The organism is Krasilnikovia cinnamomea, assembly GCF_004217545.1.
Taxonomy (GTDB): domain Bacteria; phylum Actinomycetota; class Actinomycetes; order Mycobacteriales; family Micromonosporaceae; genus Actinoplanes; species Actinoplanes cinnamomeus.
Genome location: NZ_SHKY01000001.1, coordinates 232,050 through 257,667 on the forward strand (window position 1 = coordinate 232,050; position 25,618 = coordinate 257,667).

The window sequence follows — 25,618 nt, forward strand, 5'->3', positions numbered from 1 at the left end:
CCGCGTCGCGCCGACCCTGTGAGCGTGCGCCCGCCCCTCGCACGGGAGAAGGTGCGCCGGTGCAGCCGAAGGTGCAGCGACGTCCCGGGCACCTTGCCCCGGCACGGCGGCGGCCCCGATGCTGGGTCGGGGGTCGCCGGTGAAGCTGTCTACGCGCGAGGAGCCGCAGACCGACGCGCAGAGCGGGTCGGTGGGTCCGGCCGTGCCCAGCGGGGCTCTGACGGTGGCCCGCGCCGCGCGGCCCGGGCCGGGGCCGGAGGCCGCGCTGCCGGCCCGCGCCACGGACACCGCGGAGCCCGCGCTGCTGGCCCGTGCCGCGGACACCGGGGCGTCGGCGGCGCCCGTCCGGGATCCGGCGGTCGCCGGCGGCAACGCGGCGATCGCCCGCCTGGCGACCGGCCGGGCACCGCACCCGGTGCACCTCGGCGTGCTCGCCCCCGGCGGCGGGCACGCGCTGCGCCGCCTGCACGCACAGCCCAAGCTGACCGTGAGCCAGCCGGGCGACCGGTTCGAACGCGAGGCCGACGCGGTGGCCACACAGGTGGGGCTCGGCCGTGACGCGCAGGCGTCCGCCGGACCGGCGCCGGGCCTGTCCCGGCTGGCCACCCCGGCGGCGGCCCCCGGGGACCCGGGCGCGGAGGCCCCGCCCGGGCTGAGCGCCCTGCTGGCCGACCCGGGGCCGGGCGTGCCCATCCCGCCGGACGTGCGGGCGCGCGTCGAGGCGACGCTGCGGTTCGACCTCGGCGGGGTGCAGGTGCACTCGTCCGAGCGGGCGGCGGCGGGCGCGGCGCAGCTCAACGCGCGGGCGTTCACCACCGGCGGGCACATCTTCCTGGGCGCCGGGGAGTCGGCCAGCGACCTGGCGCTGATGGCGCACGAGGCCACCCACGTGGTGCAGCAGCAGTCGGTCGGGGTGTACCGGCTCGGTCTGCAACGCGACTCCGACAGCCTGCTGCCGGACTGGGCCCTGGCCCCGCTGCGCTCCGCGGTGCACGCCATCCCCGGCTACGACATGCTCACGGTCGTCGCCGGGTACGACCCGATCGCGAACCGCAACGTCGAACGCACCCCGGAGAACCTGGTGCGCGGCGTGCTCGGCCTCGTCCCGTTCGGCGGGGTGGTCGCCGGGAAGCTGCAGGAGATGGGGGTCCTGCAGGACGCCTTCCGCATGATCGACAGTGGGTTGGCGGCGCACAACCTGACGCTGGCCAGGTTCCAGACCGAGGTCGACCAGGCGTGGTCCGAGATCAGCGTGACGAAGGGGATCGACGGTAACGTCGCCGTGGTCACCAGGCACGTCGACGGCCTGTACAACGACGCGCTCGGGTTCGTGCGGGGCATCATCGACGCGGTGGTGCAGCTGATCCGCGACGCCGCGGTCGGCTTCGCCGAGAAGTACCTGGTCGGCACGCCGGTGTGGGATCTGACGAAGAAGGTGCTGCACACCGATCCGCTGCGCGGCACCCCGGTGAACGCGCCGACCGTCGAGATCCTCGCGGACTTCCTCAAGCTGATCGGCAAGCAGGACGCGCTGGCGCAGATGCAGGAGCGCGGCACCCTGCAGAAGACCGCGGACTGGCTGGACCTGCAAGTCCCCCGGTTCCTGGGGCTGATCAACGACCTGATCGCGCTGTTCCAGGCCGGGTGGAACGCGATCCAGCCGGAGAACATCGCGAACCTGGCCGACAACCTGAGCAAGCTGGCCCGCGACGCGATCGGCCTGGTGCAACGGATCGGGGCGTTCGCGTACGACGTCATCGGCACGGTGCTGAGCCTGATCAAGGACGCGTTGCTGGACTGGCTGAGCAGGCACGCGCACCAGACCCGGGGCTTCAAGCTGCTCACCGTGATCATCGGCATGGATCCGTTCACGGGTGCGCCGGTGCCGCGGAGCGCGGAGAACCTCATCGGGGGATTCATCACCCTGCTGCCCAACGGGGAGGCCACGTACCAGAAGCTGGCCGAGGCCGGAGTGATCGCGGACGCCGCCGCGCAGATCGAGGGCGCGATGACGCGCCTCGGCATCTCCGCGGACATGATCAAGAACACGTTCCTCGGCGTGTGGAACATGCTCACCCTCGAAGACCTGCTCAACCCCCTCGGCGCGTTCCTGCGGGTGCTGGACAAGTTCGGTGAGCCGCTGGGGCGCATCGTCGCGTTCGTCGGCGAGGTGCTCAAGGTCGTCGTGACCCTGATCCTCAAGCTGATGGAGTTCCCGTCGGAGCTGCTGGGCAGCATCGTGGCCAATGCGATGGCGGCCATCGAGGACATCAAGCGCGACCCGGTGGCGTTCTTCCTGAACCTGTTGCAGGCGCTCAAGACGGGCCTGTTCGCGTTCCTCGACAAGGTGCTGACGTACCTGTTGAACGGCCTGGCCGACTGGCTGTTCCGCGGACTCGCCAAGATCGGCATCCAGAAGCCGCCGGACCTGTCGCTGAAGTCCATCCTCAACCTAGTGCTGCAGGTCCTCGGCATCACCACCGAGATGCTCTGGCAGAAGCTGGGCAAGACGATCGGCGAGGAGAACGTACGCAAGATCCGGGCCGGTCTCGCGATGGCCGGCGAGGCGTGGGAGTTCATCAAGGACGTCCAGGAGAACGGCGTCGCCGCGATCTGGAAGCACGTCGAGAGCCAGCTGGGCAACCTGTGGGACACGCTGCTCGGCATCGTGATGGACTGGATCACCAAGGAGATCGTCGAGAAGGCCACCGCCAAGCTGCTGTCCATGCTGGACCCCACGGGCATCATGGCCGTGGTCAACAGCACGATCGCGTTCTTCAAGGCCGTACAGTCGGTCATCGACTATGTCCGCGAGATCCTGCAGATCATCAACGACTACGTGTCCACGCTGGCGGCCATCGCGAAGGGCGACATCCAGTCCGGCGCCGCGAAGGTCGAGAAGGGACTCGCCAACGCCGTGCCGGTGGCGATCGGGTTCCTGGCGAACCAGGCCGGGCTGGGCAGCGTCCCCGAGGAGCTCGCCGAGCACGTCAAGGAACTCCAGAAGGTGATCGACGAGGCGGTCGAGTGGCTGTTCGCCAAGGCCAAGTCGATGGGCCAGGCGGCGCTGAACGCGCTCGGGGTCGGCGGCGGCGCGGACGGGCAGCCACCCCCCGCCGCCACGGGCGTCAAGGGCAAGGCGGAGCAGGAGGTCACCGCCCGGATCGGTCAAGGCATTGGCCGCGACGACCTGGACGTCGCGCTCGCCGAGATCCTGACCCGGCTCCGGCCCGAAGGCCTGCACGACCTCCGTGCGGTCGACCGCAACGAGCAGACGGCCGTCGTGGCGACGGCCAGCCCCACCGACGACCTGCTCAACCTGGCACCCGAGAAGGTCGCCTGCCGCATCGACGTGACCATCAAGCTGGAAGGCGACCAGCCGGCGACCGCCGGCATCCTGGCCCCCTTCAACACCATTCGCCGGCCCAATGCGGCAGGCGAGTGGGTCGACGAGGAGGGCAAGGTGGTCAGCGACCCACGCACGGCCGCACCGACGCCGGTGCGGACCACCCTGGATCCCGTTCAGGTCGAGAACGCGGCCCGCTTCCCCGGCCAACCGACGCGGGAGCCGCGCCTGCGTACCGGGGGGATACTCGTCCCGCCGTCGGCCGAGGATCCGAACACCATCAAGCTGGAGGCATGGAACACGGGCGAGCGGCCGTACGACTTCGCCACCAACAGCTCGCATGCCGAACCCCAGTTGCACCGGTGGATCCGCGACAAGACCACGAGCGAGTGGAAGGGCCGGGTCATCGAGGTGGAAATCAAGATCACCCTGACGCCCTGCACCATGTGCACGGAGAACGTCGTGGAGATCGCCAAGATGCTGACCGACGCCAAGGATCCCGGAAAGACGATCAAGCTCGTCCTCTCGGCCGACAAGTGGTACGTCGGCAAGGGAGCGAACAAGGACCTGTCCACCACGGACGCCTCCTGGGCGCTGGTCCGGGCCGCGTGGCCACAGGGCACCAGTCCCGCCCCGCAGAAGCAGGGCAAACTCGCGGTCGCGAAGAAGTGACGGCCCATGGTGCGCGCGGACGTCATCCACAGGGGGTACGGGCTCGGTGTCGACCTGGGCACCACCTACACCGCGGCGGCGGTGCGGGGCACCGACGGTGTCGACGTGCTGCGGCTCGGCGCCCGCCGACCCGAGGTGCCCTCACTGGTCTACCTGCCCGCCGACGGGCCGGTGCTGGTCGGCGAGCCCGCCGCCCGGCGCGGCGAGAGCGATCCGGGACGGATGGCCCGCGAGTTCAAACGGCGCCTCGGCGACCCGGTGCCGCTGCTGGTGGGCGGCGCGCCGTACTCCGCGCACGCGCTGCTGGCCCGGCAGCTCGACCACGTCCTGGGCACGGCCGTCACCACGCAGGGTGAGCCACCCGGGTCGGTCGTGGTGACCTGCCCGGCGAACTGGGGTCCGTACAAGCGGGACCTGCTGCGCCAGGCCACCCGGCTCGCCGACCTGGAGACCGTCGAGCTACGCACCGAACCGGAGGCGGCGGCCGTACAGTTCGCCTCGGGCGAGCGGGTCGCGCCCGGCGAGATCGTCGCCGTGTACGACCTCGGCGGCGGCACGTTCGACGCGGCCGTGCTGCGGCGCACCGCGACCGGATTCGAGCTGCTCGGCGAACCGGAGGGCATCGAGCAGCTCGGCGGCGTCGACTTCGACGAGGCCGTCTTCGACCACGTTCGGGCCACCCTCGGCGACGCGGCGATCCTGACCACGGAGGATCCGGACGTCCAGGCCGCGTTCGCCCGCCTGCGCCGCGACTGCGTCGAGGCCAAGGAGGCCCTGTCCGAGGACACCGAGGTGCTGGTCCCGGTCGCGCTGCCCGGCCTGCATACCCGGGTACGGCTGACCCGCCGCGAGTTCGAGGCCATGATCTTCCCGGCGCTGGAGGAGACCGTCGGCGCGATGCGGCGCGCGTTGCGCTCGGCCGGGGTGCCCGCCGACCAGCTGCGCTCGATCCTGCTGTCCGGCGGGTCGTCCCGGATCCCGCTGGTCACCGAGGTCCTCGGCACGGCGTTCGGATGCCCGACCGCGCTGGATCCGCATCCCGAGCACAGCATCGCGCTCGGTGCGGCCCGGCTGTCCGCGCCCGAGACGTTCCGTCCTTCGGCGCAGCCGCCCATGGTCGCCGCCGGGCGGCCCCGCACGGCCGGCCAGACCGTCACCACGCCGCCCCTGACCGCGCCACCGTCGGCCTCTGGGAAACCGGTCGGAGCCGCAGGCGAAGCGACAACGCCCACGGCCGTGCCGGGCGAAGCCGCACCGGGCGTGGCCGTTCCGGACGACGCGCCACCCGACGCGGCCTTTGCGGACGAAGCCGCACCGGGCGTGGCCGTGCCGAACGAAGCCCCACCCGGCGCGGCCCTGCCGGACGAAGGGCCACCGGACGCGGCTCCACCGGACGCGGCCCTACCGGTTGCGGCATTCGGCAGTGCCGCAGGTGCCGGGCACGCCGACCGCATGCCCGGGCCACACAGCGCAGACACCTCGCCCGTCGGTGTGCGACGCGGGCCTGGAGAGCCCGGCACCACGGACAGTGCCCCGCCCCGGCGTCGGTGGAGGCGGGCCGTGCTGGCGGTCGCCGCGGTCCTCGCCCTGGGCGGCGCGGCGGCCACCGTCGCAGCCCTGCGCCCCGACGGCCGCGACAGCGGTGGCTCCTCGGCGGCGGCGTGCGGCTTCGCGGACTCGTTCGACGGTGACACCCTGGATCCGGCCTGGCAGCGTCAACGCACCGACACCAACGTCACCGTGGCGGACGGCGCGGTCACCATGGACGCGCCCGACGGCTCCGACATCTTCGAGACCTACCTCGCCGCCCCGATGCTGCTGCGGCCGGTCACGGGCGACTTCACCCTGGAGACGGACGTGACGGCGGCGCCGTCCCAGTTCTATCAAGGTGCGGGGCTGGTGCTGTGGAACGGCCCGGACAGTTACGTCCGGCTGGAGCGGGGCTATGGCGACACCGGGGCCGTCGTGTTCGAGTACAAGGACCATGCTCCCCACGTGAAGGTGCACTCGCCGGTGCGCAGCGATGGAACCCTGGTCGAGACGGACGCGCAACGCGGGATCCTGCAGCTCATCCGCAAGGGCGACACGATCACCGCCAAGGCCCGGTCCGCACTCGACGCCCAGCCGAAGGACCTGGGCAGCATCCAGGTGAACCTGCCGCAGACCGTACCCGTGGGGGTGGCCGTGCTGAACCGGGCACAGCAGGGGGCGAAGCCGTCATCGTTCAGTGCTCGCTTCGACAGCGTGACTGCCCGATGCTGAGCTCTACGGCTCGCGCGCCGCGGCCGAGGAGGAGAGCTTCGGATGAACCAGTCTGGTCAGCAGTTCGCCGCTGAGCTGGAGGCCGGTCGCGGCGGCGGCGCCTTCGTCATGCTTCCGGAGCACGTCCGGTCCGCACTGGGCGGCGGAAGCCGGATGCGGGTGACCGGCACTCTCAACGGGGTCGAATTCGCCAGCTCCACCATGGGAATGGGTGGCGGCAAGGTGTGTCTCGGGCTGCACAAGGCGACACGGGAGGCCGCCGGGGTCGCCATCGGCGACGTGGTCGAGGTGACGGTCGAGCGGGACGACCGTCCGCGCGTGCTGACCGTGCCGGATGATCTGGCCACCGCTCTTGCCGGGGACGAGGCGGCCGCCGCGGCGTTCGAGCGCCTGTCGTTCAGCCATCGCCGCGAATACGTCGAGTGGATCACGGAGGCGAAGCGCGCGGAGACCCGCGCCCGACGGGTGGCGCAGACCCTCGAACGCCTCCGAACCGGCTGAGCCGGTACGAACGACCGACAGTTCGCGCGTTGGTCGTGCCGGCTCCGGCAGGGCGATTGAGTCGATCAATCTCGGTCTATACCGTCCTCGATGGCGAACGAGCACGGGGAGGGTGACTGCGCAATCCCAGCCCCAACCCTGGCGCTCTCAGGGAGGCAACCATGATGAAAGGCACCGTTGGAGGGCTTTCCGAGAACCCCGGAAAGAAGCCGCACACCCGCCGAATCTGGCTGGTCATGTTTCTGGCCTTCCTTGCGGCCTGCGCTTCCGCGGCCGGCGTGCCCTGGCTGATCTCGATGAGGTCGCCGTCAGCGCCGGTAGAGAACTCCGTGACTGCCGACGGCACGCGCACGAATGCGCAGGACCACGGCTCGGCCAGCGAGCGACGTGCCGTGGTCTGCGCCGCCCCGCCCGCTGGCAGGATGGACAACGGACACTGTGCCCGGATCAGCGCCGATCTCATTCGGCGAACCGGTCTGACGCCGAGGCAACAGCAGGTGGCAGCGCAACTCGCGCCAGCGGTCGACCGGGCCGCCAGTTCCTCACGGGAGTCGCGTACCGAGTGCGACTCCGCGACGGCCGTGTGCCGGCGCGTCGCTTCCGCAGCCGAGGTCGGCGAGGTCCGCCGTTCGCTGGCGGCGGCCGGCTTCACGGACGCCGTCGTGCGCACGGCGCGGCCGGATGATCCCGCACCGGCCGGCGCAGTGGTCTATGCGGTCGGGTCCGGTCCGGCGTGCGTGCTGGGCTATCTGTCCCCGAATTCCACTGGTGTCGGGTCGACGCAGATCGGAGGAAGACTGCCCGACGGCACATGTCTGACCCGATGAACTGGTCCACGTCCGTAGCTGAGGTGCAGAATTTCATCGCCGATGCAGACGCCACAGAGAGGCGGCCTGAAGAATCAGGCCCCCCGTTGGCACACATTGACCAATGTGAGCACATGAGCACAAACGCAATCGAGAACCGTGCCGGGCCGCCCCGACGCCCGCCGACGATGAGGCGCCGCGCTCAGCGGCGCCGGAAAATGCGGGCGATGCTGTCGCGCACGAGCATCCACAGTGACCAGAGCAGAATCAGCGCCGGGATGCCGGCGATCAGCCCGAGAACGACGCCAAGCACGCCCAGCGCTGGTCGGGGAGGCAGGGTGGGGCGCGAGTATTCCCGGCCGTTGCGGGACGTCCCGTTGTCGCCGATCTGGATGGACTTGCCCACGTCGTCGGCATGAACCAGGCGAGGGCCACCCACTGTCCCACGTTCCACATTGCCGTCGTTCCAGGTGATCGACAGGACACACTCGTACCAGTAGCCCAGCACGGCGCCAACCGGGCCGCGCCGGTCACACGACTCCACCTTGGCCTGTCCGACCCGTCTGGCGTCGTTGAAGTCGTTGCCGTTGTATGTGGCGACCGTCGCCGCGATCTGTAGGACGACGATGATGCCCAGCACCAGCGCGAGAAGCCCGGCTATCGAGCGCAGCCGGCCCCGACGCCGGCCCGCCGGCTGAACGGGCGACGCCGCCTGGGGTTCCGGGGCAGGCCGTGGTGGAGACGCCTCGTTCTCTCGCCTTAGCTTCTCGAGTCGCCCCTGCAGCTCCCGAACACGTTCGAGATCGTCGTCAGCCACCGTCACACATCCTCTGGCCCCGAAGTGATCTAAAGTGGCAGCTCGATCGGCGGCGGGCCTTCGCCATCCGCCTTGTCAGCCGTCGATCCCGCATTCTGCGACGTGTTCGACCGCGCGGAGTTGATCGCAGTCTCTTTCAGGACCGTCGGCAGAGTGCCGTGCGCGGCCGTGTGCCCGGCGCTGACCGTCTTGAAGGCGTCCCGGTATGCCCCAGCGTAGTTCTTCAAGCCGGTACCGGGGGCAGCCAGTCGCGCGCCTGCCGCCTCGGCACGGTACGCACCCAGAATGGTGGCGCCGTGCGATGCTTCCCGCAGCGAGGTTGCGATGTTGTCCACCATGTTCCCGAGCTTGCCGAGCTGCGACGTGAGCTTGGAGATCGCCTTGGTCAGCTTCTGCAACATGTTCACGATCTTCGAAGTGCATTCGGCGACCAGGACGGCCACTTCGGCAACGATCTTTGGAATCGTCACCACGAGCAGTGCTTGTACCGCCTTCGACACTGCAGCGCCGACTACCTCGGCGATCAGATCCCGGATCGTGTTTCGCACCACTCCGATCACCGCGCCAGCAATCAGGGTGCATTTCGCCATGAACTCGCACGATGCCCCGAGCGCCTGCACCGCCTCGGCATGCTGCCCCGCCCGGTGTTTGTAGGCGTCGGCCGCCTTGGCGGTCCACTCGGCGGTACCGCGGTTCACCTCGTCGGCAAAGAAGGTAACCGACTCGAAGATCCGGCCCTGGATATTGCGCCAGGTCTGCGCATGGCCCTCGATCTCCTTGGGATCACCACACAGCGCGTCTAGTGGCTCCCGCAGGAAGGAGACATGCTCCATTAACCAACTCACGCCGGCGGCGAAAATCGCCTGGAACGGATCCATGATCGCGCCGATCGCACCGAGGCCGGTGGCGACCAAGTTACCGCCGAAACCCCAATAGTCGGCTTCGCCAAGAGCATCGCTCATGCCCATCACGGACTCTAGGATGCCCGCACCTTCGTACCATTTGGTGTCGCCTTCCGGCGCGATGAGGCTGCCTCGAGTCACCACCGCGTCGGTCATCAGTGGCCCCCCAGCCGGCGAGCCGCGTTGTCGTCGCTGGTGTCCATGTCCCCGGCGGTTGCTCGCAACAGGTCGGCCAGCGACTGGGTCGCCGTGACGGCGTCGCGGATCGCACCGATAGTGCCGTCCTGGATTGGATTGAGCACACCTGTGAACACGGATCCGTACAGCAACCCGTACGCGTCATTGCTGGCCCGCACCCAGCCACCAGCCTGTGCCGCTTCGTCGATCATCGTTCCGAACTCGTCGACCATGCCCGCGTGCCGCCGCACCGCATCCGAGTTGATCCTGATGTCCGGCTGCGTCATCGCTGGTCCCCGTCGGCGTCGTCATCCGGGCGCGGAAAGCGCTCGGCGTACGCCTGGCTGACGAACGATGCCGTCTCCGACCCCTGCCCGAACACCTGCGCCACCGCCTCGCTCATCGACTCAGCCAGTCGAGCCTGGGCCCGTCGCGAAGTCTGCAGAACCAATGCGGCGAGATCCTCCAGTGAAAGCTCACTTGCGCCGCGACCGAACTCGAGACCCGCGAGTCCACCAGCCGAGTCCACGGTCAGCCGCACTTCACCGTCCGCCGATGCGACCGTCACTGATCGCTCCTGTAGCTGGCGACTCAGCTCGTGCGCCCGTGCTGCCTGCTCTTGAGCACGCAGCTCAAACGTGCGAATCCAGTCATCTGGCATGGTCATCGGCGTCCTCCCGTGTCGGGGAAGTCTAAGCGATCAGACCTGCCGGATAGGTTCCCCGTGACGGCTACGGACACCGGCTTAGCGGACCTCAGCCACCTGCCACGGGCCCCCCGCTCACGCTCCGTGCCGCCTTCACGACTGTCGATCACCATCAGCGTCCGACCGACGCACCAGCACGCCTATCGCCTGCCAGACTCGATACCCACCGACGACCGGATCCGCGGTTTCCGCGGCGCCGGAAAGTCCGGCCGATGCGTCCGCCTCACCCAGCTCCGTCCGGGGGGAACGAAGGCGCCGGTGGGCCGCCTACGTGCCGGTCCAGGCCGCAAAGGTCGTACACCCACTCGTGCGGGCTCTGCTGGGACTTGGCCGACCACTTCGCGGCGTTCCTCGCCGCGAATTCGTCCATTATCTCGGGATCAGTCTGGGTCCACGCGGGGAATCTCGCGAGCCAGTCCTCGGCCTGCTCGGGATCGTGGCCACCGCCGATCAGCCATTGCACAAGCAATGCGAGTTCGACCCACGAAGCGGCCTTGGTCGCCCATGCCCAATCGACGATCCGGAGGCCGTCCGCGGTCACGATCAGGTTGGCCGGATTGAGGTCAGAGTGGACGAACGTCCCACCGGCCATCGCCGGATGCCCGAATCCGAATCTGGCTTCCGGGGTGAACCACGGTTTGGCCCGGTGCAGGAGTCTCTTGTAGTTCCTTCAATGTCGCGGCGAGCAGATCGAGATCCGGACTGCCGGGGGACAGATCGGCGTGGGGACCATCGAGATGTTCGGTCCCCACCACCAACCAACCGGCAGACTCGAAGTCTCACAGGACTACGGCCGGGTACCGACCAACGGTCTTCGTGACGGCCAGCTCGTAGCGCAGTGTCAGAACGTTCGTCGCGGCTGAGGCAGCCTTGATGAACACCGTTCCGTTCGGCCCCGTGACAGTGGCGGCGATCTCCGCACGGTCGCCGGGCACCGCCGGGGTCACCTCGAAGGCTCCGCCGATTCGGTCGGCGATCTCGGTGATGACAGCCTCCGGCAAGGCGGTCCAATCACTGCGCAAGGGACATCCCTATCGGTTAGGCGTTGATACCCGGCTGCGGCGGATTCGGTGGGCGGCACGACTCGGCCTCGCCGCTCCAGAATTCCAGGTCGACCGGAAGCCGGTCGCCTGCAACGCCGACTGTGTGTAGGGGACGGCGGTGCCGTCCGGCATGGCCTCAGTCAGGATCAGGCGGTGGTGCAGGTAAGGGCCTGCGATCTCCTGGCGGGCGGAGGTGTAGGGCTCCGCTCGCAGGGCCATGCCGCGTCCAGGCAATGAACCGTTCGAAGACCGCATTGAGCGACCCTTCGTGGCGGTCAGAGCAGTACTCCTCAAGGTAGATCCACATCAGGATGGCCAACCGCGTGCCTCCGCCGGTATCGGCCGCCAGGTGCGCGCGGGCTGGATCACACGGCCATGGCTTGCCGCATGCGCCGCATTCCCATGAAGGCCGGTCCGGCTGGTGCCCGGCAGTCACCGGGCCAGCCCGCGGATACGTTCATACGCCGCGCGACGTTCGGCGTCCTCCCGGGCAGCCGCGGTAGCCAGCACCGCCCGGGCACGGGCCTTGCGCATCCACGGTAGTCGCCGGGAGAACCACATCATCGACACACACCATCCGCCGTCGCTCGGGAAGGCGGCAGGCCTGAGATCCGGATCCTCGACCGAGCCGCCGCGTTGTTCTCCGATCCTCGCGGGGTGATCATGCGGAGAGGAGTAGAAGGAAGTCCGCGCGGGCGTCCGCAACGCGGCGTACTGTCCGCAAATTCTGCGGACGGGAAATCAGGCCGCCGGGGCGGACGCCTCGCCGGCTTCCCGTACGGCGTCGACGAGCCACATCGGAGCTCCCGCTCGTCCCGCCCGCCGTTCCGCTCGGCGCAGGATGCGCGGCACCCGGGCCGAGCCCGCGACCGCGGACCGGGCGATCAGCTGTTCGGCAACCTCGCCGGCATCCCGCCACGCCCCCACATCGACCAGGTCGGACACCAGCCACGCCCGATACAGCGCCTGGTCACGACCCTGACCGGCCGGAAGCTCACGCACGGAGCGCTCGGACGCGGCCACCGATCCGCGACCGTCGCCGGCAGCGGATCGGATCCGTGCCTCGTGCACCGCCAGCTCGGCGGAGTGCAGCCACCACGACCAGGCGGGATCGTTGGGTCCGACGCCGCCGGCCAGCTCGCCGCTGGCCCGCTGCAGCTCTGCCAGCGCACGCGTGCCGTCACCGAGCTGGCCCAGCGCCCGCGCCCGCCGTACTCGCATCATGCCGACGACCCGCCGTGACCGGGGCCGCTCAGCGATCACCCGGTTGGCCAGGTCTAGGGCCTCGCTGCCGCGTTCGAGGTAGGTGGCCTGCATCGACAAATGCGACAGCAGGAAACGTTGCATGCTGCTGTCGCCGGCCATCCGAGCGATGAGCATGGCTTCGTTCGCGATCTGCCGCGAGATGTCCTGATGCTCGCTGTCGTAGGCCAGCCAGGCGGCGACCTCCCCCACTTCGGCGATGACCACCTGCAGGTCGCTGCGCGCCGCCTGTTCCGCACCTGCGGTCGCGAGTCTGCGGTGGGCGTTGCGGAAGGCGCGGACGGCGGTCGCGTACAGGCTCTCGGAGCCGTGCAGCGTGTCCAGCGCGACCAGATGCTTCACGGTCTCGTGCAGTTGCTGGACGTGTTCGTCGGTCATGGGTTGGTCGGCGGGTGACGCGGCCACCGGCAGGGTGAGGGCGTGGACCAGTGCCGGTTCGGTGTGGGGCGCGGCAAGATGCACGAGGCCGCCCCCGGCATCGAGCGCCTCGTCGAGACGCCGCGCGACAGCGGGATTCGGAACCCTGCGCCCCGTTTCCAGGTCGTGCACGTAGGACTTGCCGTAGCGCGACAGCGCGGCCAGCTGTCGTACGGACAGGCCGCGCCGCTGGCGAAACTGACGAAGCCGCAGGCCGAAACTGGTGGGCTCCGAGGTCATCGGCTCCACATCCCTGGAAGCGGTCGGGCGGAGCCGCATGCTGATAGCAGCGACCGCCCGGGCATTCGAGTCTAGCCAGCGTCGGGCTCTGTCTCGCCTCCGAGGCCGCTGCTGTAGAGGTGGTCGGGCAGCCGATCAGCGATCCACACGCCGAACAGCGCCACACCAAGGCCGATCAGGATCCACATCCATGAGCCCCACCCCGCGAGGATCACCAAGCCGCCCGGTACGAGGGAGAACAGTCGAGCGTCCCTGACCTCGGCGGCGCGCCGCGCGGCGGCCCTCTCTCGTTCACGTAGTCGCACCGAGGCGCGACCGACCTGCCGATGGAGTTCCCGATATTCCGGGAACTGAGCGTTCAAGGACGCGAGCCGTGCCTCAGCTCGCTCGATCTTCTCGCGTAACTCACCGGTGGCATCGCTGCCTGGCTCGGCGTTGATCACTCCCTCCTACCCCTGTGACAGTGGTCGGCCGGGAGCCGTGCGAGACGTCCCGACCGTGATGCCGCAATCGACGGCACGGCCCCGCCGCAGCAGGCGACGATATCGACTCTGTTGGACCTTCCGCACATCGAATCCCCGACGATGTCTAGGCTCGTCCCGTGATCACGCGCGCTGAACTCGACGCCGCGGTGCGCCTGGTGCGGCCGCACGTGCCGGTGACTCCGGCGTACCGCTGGCCGCTGCTGGAGCAGGTGACCGGCACACCTACCTGGGTCAAGCACGAGAACGCCACGCCGACCGGCGCGTTCAAGGTGCGCGGCGGCCTGGTCTACGTGGCGCGGCTGCTCGCGGCCGAACCCGAGGTACGCGGAATGATCTCGGCCACGCGCGGCAACCACGGCCAGTCGCTGGCCTACGCCGGGCGCGCGCACGGCGTCCCGGTCACGATCGTCGTGCCCGAGGGCAACAGCCCGGACAAGAACGCCGCGATGCGCGGGTTCGGCGCCGAGCTGATCGTGTACGGGCGGGACTTCCAGGAGGCGCGTGAGTACGCGATGCGGCTTGCCGAGGAGCGCGGGCTGCCGATGGTGCCGGCGTTCCACCGTGACCTCGTCGCCGGCGTGGCCACCTACGCCGCCGAGCTGCACGAGCAGGCTTCCGAACTGGACGTGGTCTACGTGCCGGTCGGCCAGGGCTCCGGGCTGTGCGCCAACATCGCCGTCCGGGATCTGCTCGGCCGCCGCACCGAGGTCGTCGCTGTCGGGGCCGAGGGCGCCCCCGCGTACGCCCTGTCCTTCCGGGCCGGACATCCGGTCACGACGCCCGAGGCCGACACGTTCGTCGACGGCGTCGCCACCCGGGTGCCCGACGACGAGGCCGTCGCGGTGATGCTGCGCGGGGCGGCCCGCTTCGTGCAGGTCAGCGACCAGGCGACCGAGACGGCGATGCGCTTGCTGTGGCAGACCACGCACCAGATGCCCGAGCCGGCCGGTGCCATCGCGCTCGCCGGCCTGATCGCGGACACGGCACGCCCCGACGGCGCGGCGGCCGCGGTGATCATGACGGGTGGCAACTGCGACGGGGAGCTCGTCCGGCGCGTGGTCTCCGACTCTTGAAGCGGAAAAGGCCCAGGTGTACGGAACGGCCGTGTTCCCGGGTCGCGGAGGTTCCTGGCATGCGGCGGCGCGGCGTAGGGGCTTGACTTTCAATTGAATACTTTTTCAATTGGCGTTATCGTCGTGACGGGTCGCGCTTCGCGGGCTGATGGGTCGATCCGACAGGCCGTCGCCGGTCGGAGAAGTGCTGGTAGGCCCCGCGCGGCGGGACGAGCGGCGAGAGAGGTAGAGGCCGGTGCCGGTCCCGTTGTATCAGGCCAAGGCGGAGTTCTTCCGGATGCTCGGCCACCCGGTGCGGATCAGGGTCCTGGAGTTGCTGCAGGAAGGGCCGATGGCGGTGCGTGACCTGCTGGCCACCATCGACGTGGAACGCTCCAACCTGTCGCAGCAGCTCGCCGTGCTGCGCCGCTCGGGCATCGTCACGGCCACCCGCGCCGCCGACACCGTCATGTACGAGCTCGCCGGGCCCGACGTCGCGGAGCTGATGCGCGCCGCGCGGCGGATCCTGACCGAACTGCTGGCCGGGCAGCAGGATCTGCTCACCGAGCTCCGCGACGTCGATGGTGTTCCGGAGCAGCGGGCGCGGACGGGCCGGGCCGGGTGAGCGCCGCAGACCTGGCCCGCTCCCTCGCCGCCCGGACCGCGTCGGTGCTGCCCGACCGGCACACCCTCGCCACAATGGGCCGCAGCCCCCGCCGGGACCTGCTCGCCGGGCTGACCGTGGCGATCGTCGCACTGCCGCTCGCGCTCGGCTTCGGGATCTCCTCCGGGGCGGGCGCCGCGGCCGGACTGGTCACCGCCGTGGTGGCCGGCGCCCTCGCCGCGGCGTTCGGCGGGTCGAACCTGCAGGTCACCGGTCCCACCGGTGCCATGACCGTCGTCCTGGTGCCGATCGTGCACCAGTACGGCGTGGACGGTGTCCTCACCGTGGGGCTCATCGCAGGCGTCCTCCTGATCGGGCTGGCGCTGCTGCACGCCGGCCGGTGGATGGCCTACGTGCCCGTCCCGGTCGTGGAAGGTTTCACCCTCGGCATCGCCGCCGTCATCGCACTCCAGCAGATCCCTTCCGCGCTCGGCGTGCCGGCCCCGTCCGGCGCCAATCCGGCGGTGGTCGCGGTCAGGGCCGCCGGGGACTTCGCCGCGCATCCGCACTGGGCCACGGCCGCCATCACGGCCGGCGTCGCCGCGCTCATGCTCGCCGGCGCGCGGCTGCGCCCTGGCATCCCGTTCTCGCTGCTCGCCGTGGTCGCGGCGACCCTGCTGGTCGCCCTCGCCGACCTCCCGGTCGCCACGATCGGGGCACTGCCGGCAGGCCTGCCCGCCCCGTCGCTGTCGTTCGTCCAGGCCGGGCAGGTGGCCGCCCTGCTGCCCGCCGCCCTGGCGGTCGCGGCGCTGGCCGCGCTGGAGTCACTGATGTCGGCCTCGGCAGCCGACGCCATGAGCGTCAGCGAGCGGCACGACTCCAACCGGGAGCTGTTCGGCCAAGGCGTCGCCAACCTGGCCGCCCCGCTGTTCGGCGGCGTCGCGGCGACCGGGGCGATCGCCCGCACCGCCGTGAACGTCCGCACCGGTGCCGCGTCCCGGCTGGCTGCCCTGGTCCACGCCGCCGTACTCGCCGTGATCGTGTTCGCCGCCGCGCCCCTGGTCGCCGGGATCCCGGTCGCCGCGCTGGCCGGCGTGCTGATCGCTACGGCGATCCGGATGGTCGAGGTCGGTTCCCTCACCGCCCTGGCCCGCTCCGGGCGCGGCGAGGCCCTGATCATTGCCCTGACCGCCATCGTCACCGTCGCCTCCACGCTGGTCAACGCGGTCGTCGTGGGCCTGCTCGTCGCCGGGGTGCTCGCGCTGCGCCAGGTCGCGCAGGCGGCGCGGCTGGAACAGGTGCCGCTGCACGCGGACCTGCCGCCCGCGGACCACCACGAGGAAGAGCAGGCCCTGCTCGCCGAGCACATCGTCGCCTACCGGATCGACGGCCCCTTGCTGTTCGCCGCCGCCCACCGCTTCCTGCTGGAACTCACCGAGGCCGCGCAGGTTCAGGTGGTCATCCTGCGGCTGTCCCGCGTCTCCGCCCTGGACGCCTCCGGCGCGAAGGTCCTCGGCGACGCGATCGACAAACTCACCCGGCGCGGCACCCTTGTGCTGGTCTCCGGCGTCCGTGCGGAGCACCTCCACCGGATGGACGCCCTGGGCGTCCTGGACACCCTCCACGACACCGGCCGGATCTTCCCGAACACGCCGCAGGCGATCGCCCACGCCCGCGCGCACCTGCAACGCGCCGGGCTGCTGTCTCAACGAACCTGAACGTCGAGGAGGATTGTGGCTCAGGGCGTCGGGACGCCGCTGGCCGTCCGTACCGATATCTTCTCGGTGGGTGGTCCGGCGGCGGCGCGCAGCGCCGCGTCCAGGGTGACCGTCACGACCAGGTCCAGGCCGGGTTTGAGCTGACCGCCCAGGGCGGACCAGAAGTCGGAGTTCTCGCTGCCGTCGCCGCTGCGCAGCCGCAGGCCCGGCAGCGGCCGCACCGCGCTGAACACGCCCTGCACGTGCTCGGCCGCGATCACCGGATGCAGCAGCACGGTGGACAGGACGTCGCCGAGCAGGGAATGCTCGTCGCGCACCTCGCTCGTCCAGGCGGTCACCAGGTAGCGGCAGTCCACGCGGGGCAGCGGATCGCGGCGGAACCGGCGGCCGTCCTCCTCCTCGACGATGAACTCGCCGAAGTCGCGTTCGGTGAGGTTCGGGCGGACGTCCCACAGGTACAGGTCGACCGTGGGGCGCGAGGACAGCGCCGCGGACCAGTCGGAGTCGGGCGCGTCGAACGCCACATCGACGTCGCGGGCCGGCAGCGGCACCTCGGCGCGCAGGAACGCCTCCAGGGTCTCATCGAGCAGGTGCAGCATCGGCGTCTCGATTCACCAGGTCGAAGTAGCGGTCGAACTCCTTCTCGGTGCGCAGCCGCCCGAGCTTCTGGAACTCGCGTTTCATGGAGAGCACGGCGTGGCGCATCGTGATGGGGCTGTCCTCGGCGGCGGCCAGGAACGCCGCGCCCAGCGCCGCGTTGCTGATCACCCCGCCGGTGACCTTGAACTGCCGGGCGAGGAAGTCCAGGTCGAGGTCGCACAGCGGGGCGGTGGGCGGGAAGGCGCGGGCCCAGATGGCGCGCCGCTGGGGCTCCTCGGGAGCGACGAAGTCGATGGCGACCGAGATGCGGCGCAGGAACGCCGGGTCGATGTTGCGCTGCAGGTTGGTGGCGAGCACGACCAGCCCGTCGTAGGTCTCCAGGCGCTGCAGCAGGTACGCCACCTCGATGTTGGCGTACCGGTCGTGGGCGTCGCTGACCTCGGAGCGCTTGCCGAACAGGGCGTCGGCCTCGTCGAAGAAGAGCACGAGGTCCCCGGCGGCGGCCGCGCCGAAGATGCGCTCCAGGTTCTTCTCCGTCTCCCCGATGTACTTGCTGACCACCGCGGACAGGTCCACCTTGTACAGGTCCAGGCCGAGCTCGCCCGCGACGACCTCGGCGGCGAGGGTCTTGCCGGTGCCGGAGGGGCCGGCGAACAGCGCCACCACCCCCGTGGAGGGCACGGGGCTGAAGCGCCACCGGCCGTACACGGTGTCGCGGCCGAGATGGCGGGCGGACAGTTCGTGCAGCTGACCGGTCTCGTCCGCAGGCAGGATCAGGTCGTCCCACCCCCGGCGCGGGCGGATGCGTACGGCGACGCCGTCCAGGTGTCCCCCGGCCAGCCGCCGCACCGCCGGGGCGACCTGGCCGGAGTCGGCGGAGGCCGCGGCGGCGACCAGCCGCAACTGCTCCCGGCTGAGCCGGTACGCCGGATCGGGCGCGCGCCCCAGCACCCGCTGCCAGTCGTCGGCGTCGGCCTCCCCGTCGCCGACCCGGATCTCCCGCCAGGGCCGGTCGGGTACGGCCTCGAGTGGCTGCTCCCCCGCCGACGACAGCACCCAGTCGAGGTGAGCTCCGTGGCTCACCGCGTCGCGGGCGGCGGCGCTCAGCGGTGCGGTGAGTTCCAGAACGACCACGAGGTTGCCGATCGTGGCCTCCCGCACCACCGCCTCCCAACCCGCTGCGGCCTCGGGCGGCGGGCAGACGAGCAGCCCCGCGCCGGGCCAGTGGGCGCGGACCGCGCGCAACCGGCTCTCCCGGTCGCCGCCGTGCACCAGCAGCAGCCCGCCGGGGCGCTGCGGCGCGTCGCCGGGGATGCGTACGGTGCCGGGCGGCAGCGCCGGGTCGGGGGACGCGTCGCCGCGCAGATGCCAGACGAGCCGGGCGGCGGGCTCGGCGACCAGGGTGGCCCACGGGCCGTCGCCGCCGAGCCGGGCCAGCGCGGCGCGGCGCGGACCCGCCCCGGGTGCCAGGGCCCGCTCGGCCGGATGTCCCGGGTCGTCGGCGAAGATCTGCGCCAGCGTGGCGAGGGTGAGCCTCGGCAGTTGCACCGAGTCCTGCAGGTACGCGACGAGCCGTTGCCGGGCGGGGGACAACTCGACCGCCACGACAAGGGCGAGCACCTCCGCCTCGGCGGTGCTCAGGTGCGCGGCGCGGGCCAGGGCGGCCAGCCGGGAGGTGCCGGTCAGCGCCGCGCGGAACGCCTCCCGGGCCCGCCCGACGCCGGTCGCCGAGCCGGCGCGGACCGCGGCGACCCGGGCGGGGCCGGGGCCGTCGAGGCCGGGCAGCCCGGCCAGGACCCGCTCGACCTCCTCGTCGCCGACGTACAGGCCGGCGAAGTCGCGTGGGGGCCGGCCGTCGGCGAGCCGGCAGACCAGCGCCTCACGCTGCAGCAGCGTGTCGGCCAGGGTGATCCAGGGTTCCGCCGGTGCGGCCATGGCCGGTCAGATCACGCCTTCGCGGGTGGCGACCGCGACCGCCTGTGCCCGCGTCCGGCAGTTCAGTTTGGTGAGGACGTCGTGCACGACGTTCTTCACCGTGCGTTCGGAGAAGCACAGGTCCTCGGCGATGCCCCGGGTGTCGAGGCCGTCGGCCAGCAGCCGCAGCACGGAACGTTCGCGGGCGTTGAGCCCGGCCGGGCCCAGATGCGAGGTCTGGGTGACGTGCAGCAGCAGCCGGGCCAGCATGTCGCCGGGCAGGGCGACCGTGCCGGCGACGACCGCGCGTACGGTCGCGATCAGGGTGTCGGGGGTGAGCGTGCGGTGTGGCAGCACCGCGCCGACGCCCGCGTCGACGAGTTCCCGCACGGCCTGCTCGCTGACGTCGCGGACGGTGGCGACCAGGCGGGTGGCACGGCCGTCGGCCAGCCGCACGGCGCGGCGCAGCGCGGTCGAGCCGTACTCGAAGACCAGGATGTCGAGGTCGGCGACGACCGGCACGGGGGCGAGCGTGGCGCTTTCGCCGCGGACCACGAAATCGGCCTGTTGCAGGCAGGCGGCCATTCCGCGCCGGACGATGGCATGACTGTCATCGATCCATACCGTAGGCGGCCGTTGCGCGAGCATCATTCCCCCTGGCGAGCGGCGCGAGCCCCCCTCGACCGCCCGACCATGATGCTCTCAGGAAGTCGATCAGAACAATAGCTCTTTCGGGCTTTGTCGCCGGTCCGACTTAGCCGCTGTTTTCGCAGCTCGCAAAGGGCAGAATGGAACGCGCTTTGCAGAGTGGATCGAGGGTTCTAGGCTCAACACCATGCCCAGGTACTCCGCGGAACAGATCTATGGATTCGCGCGCCGCGCCGGCTTCTCGCCGGACGAGGCGGCGACCATGACCGCGATCGCGCTCGCCGAGTCCGGCGGGAACAGCCGCGCGCACAACCCGCACGGCGAGGACTCCCGTGGCCTCTGGCAGATCAACGGCCGGGCGCACCCGAGCTTCCTGACCAAGTACGACCTGTACGACCCGCAGGACAACGCGAAGGCGGCGTTCGAGGTGTCCCGGCACGGCCGCGACATCTCCCCCTGGACGGTGACGCACGGCGGTCTGGGCTCGCGCTACCTGCGGCACAAGGAGGAGGCGCAGTCCGCCGCGATCGCGTACGGCGACGGGGCGGGTCGCGGGGTGTGGACCGGCACGGCGGGCTACGGCGACCGCGTGTCCGCGTCGACGGGCGACGGGCCGGCCGGCGACAATGCCGCGCTGGAAACGTTGCTGCGGGTGGCCAAGGCGCAAATCGGAGATCGTTACGTGTTCGGCGCCGAGGTCAAGTTGAAAGATCCAAATCCCGAGGTATTCGATTGCTCGGAATTCACCCAATGGGCGGCTTATCAGGCCGGGGTGCGAATCCCCGACGGCGCCACCGCCCAATATCTTGATCTTAAGGAGAAAGGTCTGCTGATTCCGGTCGAGAAAGCGAAGGACACCCCGGGTGCCCTCCTGTTCTCGTTCGACCGGGAGCCACGGGCGGGCGACGGCCGCACCCCGGGCGCGCACGTCGCCATCAGCCTCGGCGACGGCAAGATCGTGGAGGCCGCCAACCGGCGCGCCGGGGTGCGCGAGAGCACCGCGGGCAGCAGATTCGAGTACGCCGCCGTGCTGCCGGGCATCTCGGACGGCAGCGCCACCCCGCTGGCCGAACCGACGCCACCGGAACTGGGCGTACCACCGCTGGCCCCGGCCGAGCCCGCGCCGCTGCCCGACCTGGGCGGTGCCGACAGCGACCACGACGGCCTCAGCGACGCCCTCGAACGCCGCTACGGCCTCGACCCGCTGCGCGCCGACACCGACGCCGACAACCTCACCGACGCGCAGGAACTCGTCACGTACGGGACCGACGCCCGCAAGGCCGACACCGACGGCGACCAGCTCAACGACGCGTTCGAGCTGGCCCAGGGGCTCGATCCGCGCTCGCCCGACACCGACCACGACGGCCACCTCGACGGCAGCCTCGCACCGGCGCAGACCGACACCGACCTCGACGGGCTCGACGACGCGCTGGAACGAGTGCTGGGCCTGGACCCGCGCCTCAGCGACTCCGACGCGGACGGTTTCAGCGACGGCCTGGAGTACCACTCCGGCAGCAACCCGCTCGACGCGCGCGACAACCCGCTGATGCGCCAGCCCGGTGAGCTGCCGGGCGCCGAGGGCGACGTGCCCGGCGCGCCGCCCGGCACGGGCCAGCCGGGCACCGGCCCGGCGCTGGGGCAGACCCAGTTGCTGGGCGGCCGGACGACCGGCGACCCCCACGACCTGCCTTGATCCGGCACCGGGTGCGATGATCATGGATGTGGAGGTGATCCTGCCGACGGAACCCGTGACCCTCGCGCCCGGTGTCGCCACGCGGGTGCCCGTGCAACTGCACAACGCGTACGGGCCCGAGGTCACGGTGCGGGTGTCGGTCACCCGCGGGCGTGCCGGCGCGTGGGCGTCGGTCGAACCGGACAGCGTCACCGTCGCGACGGGCGCCACGGTCAGCGTCGACCTCATCCTGCGGCCACCCGCCGACCAGCCGCCGAGCGGCACCCTGCTGCCGTTCACCGTGCAGGCGGCCGCCGACGGCGCGCCGGCCGGGTTCGCCACCGGCCTGCTCAGCGTGGCCCTGCCCATCCCGGTGGTCGGGGAGCTGGTGGCGCGCACCGGCGAGCCACACACGTTCGACCTGCGGCTGGCCAACGACAGCGACCGGGCCGCCGCGATCCGCCTCGAGGCGAAACTGGACCCGCCCGCCGGCCACGTCACCACCGAGCCGGGCGCCGCGCTGCTGGAGCCCGGCGACACCCTCACCGCGATCGTCCGGGCCCGGCCCGCCCGGCCGCTGATGGGCGCGGCCCAGCCGTACGCGGTGCTGCTGTCCGTCACCGACGCCCACGACCCGCAGCGCCCGCCGCTGTTCACCGCGACCGGCACCGGGCGCCGCCCGCCCCGGGTCACGGCGCTGGCCGCGGGCGTCGCCGCCGTGCTGCTGGCCGTGGCGGCCACGGCGGCGGTCGCGGTCTCCGGGGTACGGCTGCCGCTGCCCGGCCGGGCCCGCCCCGCACCCACCACGGCGGCGCCCGCGGCGACCGCGGTCGTGGTCGGGCGCCCGTTCGCGCTCGTCGACGTGTTCCCGCACCGCGGCACCGACGGCGGACGCGCGGCCGCCGAGGCGGAACGCGCCCGGCTCGCCGCCGCCGGCATGCCCGTGCGGCTGGTCGACAGCCTCGCCTCCGACCAGCTGGCCGACGAGGGCGCCGGCTTCTGGGTGCTGCTGCAGGACGGCTTCGCCTCCCCCGCGGCGGTGACCGCCTACTGCACCCAGTGGCGCACCCTGGCACCGAAATGCCGCGTCACCTCATGAGCCGCCTCACGAACCACCCGCCTGTCGGTGCCCGAGGTCGCGCCCGAGCTCTAAGGTCTGGGGCGTGGTGATGCAGTACGGCTTGGGTGTCGACCTCGGCACCACCCAGACCGCGGCCGCGGTACGCGTCGACGGCCAGGTCGAGGTGCTGCGCCTGGGCGGGCGGCGCGCGGAGATCCCGTCGCTGGTGTTCGTGAAGCCCGACGGCGGGCTGCTCGTCGGCGACGCGGCGGAACGGCGCGGTCTGGCCGAGCCCGCCCGGCTGGCCCGCGAGTTCAAGCGGCGCATCGGCGACCCCGTGCCGATCCTGGTGGGCGGCGCGCCGTTCTCGGCGCACGCGCTGACCGCGAAGCTGCTGCGGCACGTCCTGGACACGGTCACCCAGTTGCAGGACGCACCGCCCGCCACGGTCACCGTCACCCACCCCGCGAACTGGGGTCCGTACAAGCGTGAGCAGCTCGACCAGGCGATCCGGCTGGCCGACGCGGGGCCGGTGCTGCTGCGTACCGAGCCGGAGGCGGCCGCGCTGCAGCACGCCACGGCCCGCCGGATCGCCCCGGGCGAGGCCGTCGCCGTGTACGACCTGGGCGGCGGCACGTTCGACGCGGCCGTGCTGCGCCGTGACGGCGACGACTTCGTGCTGCTCGGCGAGCCCGAGGGCGTCGAGCAGCTCGGCGGGGCGGACTTCGACGAGGCGGTCTTCGGCCATGTGATCGAGGTGCTGGGCAGCAAGGCGGAGGGCCTGGACCCGAACGACCCCGAGGTGGTCACCGCGCTGGCCCGGCTGCGCCGCGACTGCGTCGAGGCCAAGGAGGCGCTGTCGTTCGACACCGAGGTGATGATCCCGGTGGCGTTGCCCGGCCTGCACACCCGGATCCGGCTCAACCGGTCGGAACTCGAGGCGATGATCGCACCGTCGCTCGAGGACACCGTGGCCGCCATGCACCGGGCACTGCGCTCCGCGCAGCTCGCGCCCGCCGACCTGAGCGCGGTGCTGCTGGCGGGTGGCTCGTCCCGGATCCCGCTGGTCGCGCAGCTGCTGTCGACCGCGTTCGAACGGCCGGTGGTCGCCGACCCGCACCCCGAGCACAGCATCGCGATGGGCGCGGCCGTCGCCACCGCGGCGACCTCGGGGGCTGCGGCACGGCCGGCACCGCCGGCGTCCGACGGGCCGGTATCGCCGGTGCGCGGCCCGGCCGACACGCTTGTCGAGCCGTTGACGCAGCCCCACGGTACGGCGCACGCCGCCACCGCCGTGCCGCCGGTCGTGCCCGGCGTGGGCGGCGCCCGTCCAGCCGAGGAGGACACCACCCTGGTCACGCCGGGTCCCGCAGACGCGGGAGCGGCGCAGACCGGTTCCTCCCCTGCCCCGGCCGGGGCGCAGGGCGGCGAGACGACCCCGGTCGCGTTCCGCCGGGGCACGGCCACGGTTCCCGGCAGCGGCGAGAAGGCACCGGAGCCCGGAACCGGCGCGGCGGCGCCGGCGGGAGGTGCGGCGACCGCGACACCAGCAAGCGGCGCGGCGGGAGGTGCGGCGACCGCGACACCGGCAAGCGGCGCGGCAGGTGTCGGCGGTGGCGCGCTCGGGCGGCGTGGGCTGTCCGCGCACCCCAGCGGCCCGACCGCGGCCTGGTCACCGGAGGCGGCGCCGAACCCGTTCGCGGCGCCGGGCACGGTGGTCCAGACGGTGCCGGGCGGCCGGTCCGGGCGGCGGACCAAGCTGCTCATCACCGCCGGGGCGATCGTGGTGGCGGTGCTGGCGGCGGGCACCGCCACGGCCATCGCGCTCAACCGTGACAAGGACTCCAGCGGCACCGGGCAGAACCCGCCGGCGGTATCCGCGCAGCCGTTCCCGACCGACGCCATGCTGATCCGCGTAGACACCGGCGGCGACCTGCCGCCCAGCCGCAAGTCCGGCGTCTACCAGCTCACCCCCGGCGGCGACGCCCGGACGAAGGTCGTCGACACGGGCTCCGACGTGCTGCCCGAGTGGTCGCACGACCGCAAACGGATCGCCATCACCCGCAACCTCGGCGACACCAACGAGATCTGGGTGATGAACGCCGACGGCAGCGACCAGCAGAAGGTCATCGGGAACGTCACGGGCGGCCGCACCTCGTGGTCGGCCGACGACAAGAAGCTCGCGTTCATCCGCGTCGTCGACAAGGTGCCGCAGATGTTCGTCATCACCCTCGGCGAGAGCAAGCCACGCCAGCTCACCCGCTCGTCGGCGGCGAAGGACGACCCGGCCTGGTCTCCGGACGGCAAGTCCATCGCGTACTGGGTGGACGTGGACGGGGTGCGGCAGATCTACCTGCTGTCGGTCGACGACCCGCAGGAGCCGGGGCAGGCCGTCACGTCCGGGGACGACGGCCCGGCGGTCGATCCGGCGTGGACGCCGGACGGCAAGACGATCGCGTACACCAAGCAGACCGGCCCCGGGGTGTCCGACATCTGGGCGGTCGACGCGGACGGCACGGACGCGCACCAGGTCACCAACGACCCCGCGCGGGAGATGGACCCCACCTGGGCACCGGACGGCACGTGGCTGGCGTTCACCCGGGGCGAGCTGAACAAACCCCGGATCACCGTCGTCAAGGCCGACGGCTCGCAGGAGCAGACGCTGACCCCGGCGGACGCCCGCGAGGGCCATCCCTGCTGGTCCTGAGCCGGC

At 71.5% G+C, this 25,618-nt stretch carries 21 protein-coding genes; 10 read left to right on the forward strand and 11 right to left on the reverse strand.

Annotated features, from left to right (window positions below):
- Positions 1–139 precede the first annotated feature (139 nt).
- The 4 genes from EV385_RS00940 to EV385_RS00955 all read left to right on the forward strand — a co-directional run bounded on the left by EV385_RS00940 (position 140) and on the right by EV385_RS00955 (position 7,608).
- On the forward strand, positions 140–4,018 hold the full coding sequence (locus EV385_RS00940; protein WP_130507712.1) for an eCIS core domain-containing protein: 3,879 nt from the start codon (positions 140–142) through the stop codon (positions 4,016–4,018).
- A 6-nt stretch (positions 4,019–4,024) separates the two neighbouring features.
- Positions 4,025–6,280 (forward strand): Hsp70 family protein, encoded by a 2,256-nt coding sequence (locus EV385_RS00945; RefSeq protein ID WP_130507713.1) that lies wholly within the window; start codon positions 4,025–4,027, stop codon positions 6,278–6,280.
- A gap of 42 nt (positions 6,281–6,322) precedes the next feature.
- Complete coding sequence (locus EV385_RS00950; RefSeq protein WP_130507714.1) at positions 6,323–6,781, forward strand: YdeI/OmpD-associated family protein; 459 nt, start codon at positions 6,323–6,325, stop codon at positions 6,779–6,781.
- Positions 6,782–6,942: 161 nt separating this feature from the next.
- Positions 6,943–7,608 (forward strand): hypothetical protein, encoded by a 666-nt coding sequence (locus EV385_RS00955; RefSeq protein ID WP_130507715.1) that lies wholly within the window; start codon positions 6,943–6,945, stop codon positions 7,606–7,608.
- A gap of 181 nt (positions 7,609–7,789) precedes the next feature.
- Here EV385_RS00955 and EV385_RS00960 read toward each other — a convergent pair whose 3' ends face one another.
- The 8 genes from EV385_RS00960 to EV385_RS00995 form a co-directional block, all read right to left on the reverse strand.
- On the reverse strand, positions 7,790–8,404 hold the full coding sequence (locus tag EV385_RS00960) for a DUF6346 domain-containing protein (protein ID WP_130507716.1): 615 nt from the start codon (positions 8,402–8,404) through the stop codon (positions 7,790–7,792).
- 29 nt (positions 8,405–8,433) lie between these two features.
- Positions 8,434–9,462 (reverse strand): hypothetical protein, encoded by a 1,029-nt coding sequence (locus tag EV385_RS00965; protein WP_130507717.1) that lies wholly within the window; start codon positions 9,460–9,462, stop codon positions 8,434–8,436.
- Complete coding sequence (locus tag EV385_RS00970; RefSeq protein WP_130507718.1) at positions 9,462–9,770, reverse strand: type VII secretion target; 309 nt, start codon at positions 9,768–9,770, stop codon at positions 9,462–9,464. Before EV385_RS00970 ends, EV385_RS00965 begins: the two co-directional genes overlap by 1 nt.
- Positions 9,767–10,150 (reverse strand): YbaB/EbfC family nucleoid-associated protein, encoded by a 384-nt coding sequence (locus tag EV385_RS00975; protein ID WP_130507719.1) that lies wholly within the window; start codon positions 10,148–10,150, stop codon positions 9,767–9,769. The genes EV385_RS00970 and EV385_RS00975 overlap by 4 nt, the downstream gene beginning before the upstream one ends.
- Positions 10,151–10,412: 262 nt before the next feature.
- Complete coding sequence (locus EV385_RS35895; RefSeq protein ID WP_341273912.1) at positions 10,413–10,781, reverse strand: phosphotransferase family protein; 369 nt, start codon at positions 10,779–10,781, stop codon at positions 10,413–10,415.
- Positions 10,782–10,968: 187 nt separating this feature from the next.
- Positions 10,969–11,211, reverse strand: a complete 243-nt coding sequence (locus EV385_RS35900; RefSeq protein WP_341273913.1) for a hypothetical protein — start codon at positions 11,209–11,211, stop codon at positions 10,969–10,971.
- A 762-nt stretch (positions 11,212–11,973) separates the two neighbouring features.
- The gene (locus EV385_RS00990) at positions 11,974–13,152 is read right to left on the reverse strand and encodes a helix-turn-helix domain-containing protein (RefSeq protein WP_165449351.1); all 1,179 of its coding nucleotides are present in this window, start codon (positions 13,150–13,152) and stop codon (positions 11,974–11,976) included.
- Positions 13,153–13,223: 71 nt separating this feature from the next.
- The gene (locus EV385_RS00995; protein ID WP_130507721.1) at positions 13,224–13,595 is read right to left on the reverse strand and encodes a hypothetical protein; all 372 of its coding nucleotides are present in this window, start codon (positions 13,593–13,595) and stop codon (positions 13,224–13,226) included.
- A 158-nt stretch (positions 13,596–13,753) separates the two neighbouring features.
- On the opposite strand from EV385_RS00995, the gene EV385_RS01000 reads away from it, so the two are divergent.
- The 3 genes from EV385_RS01000 (at position 13,754) to EV385_RS01010 (ending at position 17,011) form a co-directional block, all read left to right on the forward strand.
- Entirely contained in the window at positions 13,754–14,710 is a 957-nt protein-coding gene (locus EV385_RS01000; RefSeq protein WP_130507722.1) for a threonine dehydratase, read from the forward strand.
- 235 nt (positions 14,711–14,945) lie between these two features.
- Positions 14,946–15,314 (forward strand): ArsR/SmtB family transcription factor, encoded by a 369-nt coding sequence (locus EV385_RS01005; RefSeq protein WP_130507723.1) that lies wholly within the window; start codon positions 14,946–14,948, stop codon positions 15,312–15,314.
- Positions 15,311–17,011 (forward strand): SulP family inorganic anion transporter, encoded by a 1,701-nt coding sequence (locus EV385_RS01010; RefSeq protein WP_341273914.1) that lies wholly within the window; start codon positions 15,311–15,313, stop codon positions 17,009–17,011. Before EV385_RS01005 ends, EV385_RS01010 begins: the two co-directional genes overlap by 4 nt.
- A 20-nt stretch (positions 17,012–17,031) precedes the next feature.
- Here the strand turns inward: EV385_RS01010 and EV385_RS01015 are convergent, their stop codons facing one another.
- Genes EV385_RS01015 through EV385_RS01025 form a run of 3 tightly spaced genes read right to left on the reverse strand, consistent with a single transcriptional unit; the run spans position 17,032 to position 20,110 of the window.
- Positions 17,032–17,610 carry a Pvc16 family protein gene (locus EV385_RS01015; RefSeq protein ID WP_130507724.1) on the reverse strand — a complete coding sequence of 193 codons (579 nt, stop codon included), beginning with the start codon at positions 17,608–17,610 and terminating at the stop codon, positions 17,032–17,034.
- On the reverse strand, positions 17,591–19,546 hold the full coding sequence (locus tag EV385_RS01020; RefSeq protein ID WP_130507725.1) for an ATP-binding protein: 1,956 nt from the start codon (positions 19,544–19,546) through the stop codon (positions 17,591–17,593). Before EV385_RS01020 ends, EV385_RS01015 begins: the two co-directional genes overlap by 20 nt.
- Before the next feature lie 6 nt (positions 19,547–19,552).
- A complete protein-coding gene (locus EV385_RS01025; protein WP_130507726.1) occupies positions 19,553–20,110 on the reverse strand; it encodes a response regulator transcription factor in 558 nt (185 codons plus the stop codon).
- A 250-nt stretch (positions 20,111–20,360) separates the two neighbouring features.
- Here EV385_RS01025 and EV385_RS01030 point away from each other — a divergent pair, with 250 nt between their 5' ends.
- The 3 genes from EV385_RS01030 (at position 20,361) to EV385_RS01040 (ending at position 25,612) form a co-directional block, all read left to right on the forward strand.
- The gene (locus tag EV385_RS01030; protein WP_130507727.1) at positions 20,361–21,866 is read left to right on the forward strand and encodes an NlpC/P60 family protein; all 1,506 of its coding nucleotides are present in this window, start codon (positions 20,361–20,363) and stop codon (positions 21,864–21,866) included.
- A 22-nt stretch (positions 21,867–21,888) separates the two neighbouring features.
- Complete coding sequence (locus tag EV385_RS01035; RefSeq protein ID WP_130507728.1) at positions 21,889–22,944, forward strand: COG1470 family protein; 1,056 nt, start codon at positions 21,889–21,891, stop codon at positions 22,942–22,944.
- Positions 22,945–23,014: 70 nt separating this feature from the next.
- The gene (locus tag EV385_RS01040; protein ID WP_242625212.1) at positions 23,015–25,612 is read left to right on the forward strand and encodes an Hsp70 family protein; all 2,598 of its coding nucleotides are present in this window, start codon (positions 23,015–23,017) and stop codon (positions 25,610–25,612) included.
- Positions 25,613–25,618: the final 6 nt, after the last annotated feature.

Coding starts and splice junctions, on each gene's coding strand:
- EV385_RS00975 (WP_130507719.1), bottom strand. CDS start 10,150: ATGACCATGCCAGATGACTGGATTCGCACGTTTGAGCTGCGTGCTCAA.
- EV385_RS00990 (WP_165449351.1), bottom strand. CDS start 13,152: ATGACCTCGGAGCCCACCAGTTTCGGCCTGCGGCTTCGTCAGTTTCGC.
- EV385_RS01030 (WP_130507727.1), top strand. CDS start 20,361: ATGCCCAGGTACTCCGCGGAACAGATCTATGGATTCGCGCGCCGCGCC.
- EV385_RS01040 (WP_242625212.1), top strand. CDS start 23,015: ATGCAGTACGGCTTGGGTGTCGACCTCGGCACCACCCAGACCGCGGCC.
- EV385_RS00950 (WP_130507714.1), top strand. CDS start 6,323: ATGAACCAGTCTGGTCAGCAGTTCGCCGCTGAGCTGGAGGCCGGTCGC.
- EV385_RS00945 (WP_130507713.1), top strand. CDS start 4,025: ATGGTGCGCGCGGACGTCATCCACAGGGGGTACGGGCTCGGTGTCGAC.
- EV385_RS01035 (WP_130507728.1), top strand. CDS start 21,889: ATGGATGTGGAGGTGATCCTGCCGACGGAACCCGTGACCCTCGCGCCC.
- EV385_RS00970 (WP_130507718.1), bottom strand. CDS start 9,770: ATGACGCAGCCGGACATCAGGATCAACTCGGATGCGGTGCGGCGGCAC.
- EV385_RS01025 (WP_130507726.1), bottom strand. CDS start 20,110: ATGGCCGCCTGCCTGCAACAGGCCGATTTCGTGGTCCGCGGCGAAAGC.
- EV385_RS00955 (WP_130507715.1), top strand. CDS start 6,943: ATGATGAAAGGCACCGTTGGAGGGCTTTCCGAGAACCCCGGAAAGAAG.
- EV385_RS01020 (WP_130507725.1), bottom strand. CDS start 19,546: ATGGCCGCACCGGCGGAACCCTGGATCACCCTGGCCGACACGCTGCTG.
- EV385_RS01015 (WP_130507724.1), bottom strand. CDS start 17,610: ATGCTGCACCTGCTCGATGAGACCCTGGAGGCGTTCCTGCGCGCCGAG.
- EV385_RS00965 (WP_130507717.1), bottom strand. CDS start 9,462: ATGACCGACGCGGTGGTGACTCGAGGCAGCCTCATCGCGCCGGAAGGC.
- EV385_RS35895 (WP_341273912.1), bottom strand. CDS start 10,781: ATGGCCGGTGGGACGTTCGTCCACTCTGACCTCAATCCGGCCAACCTG.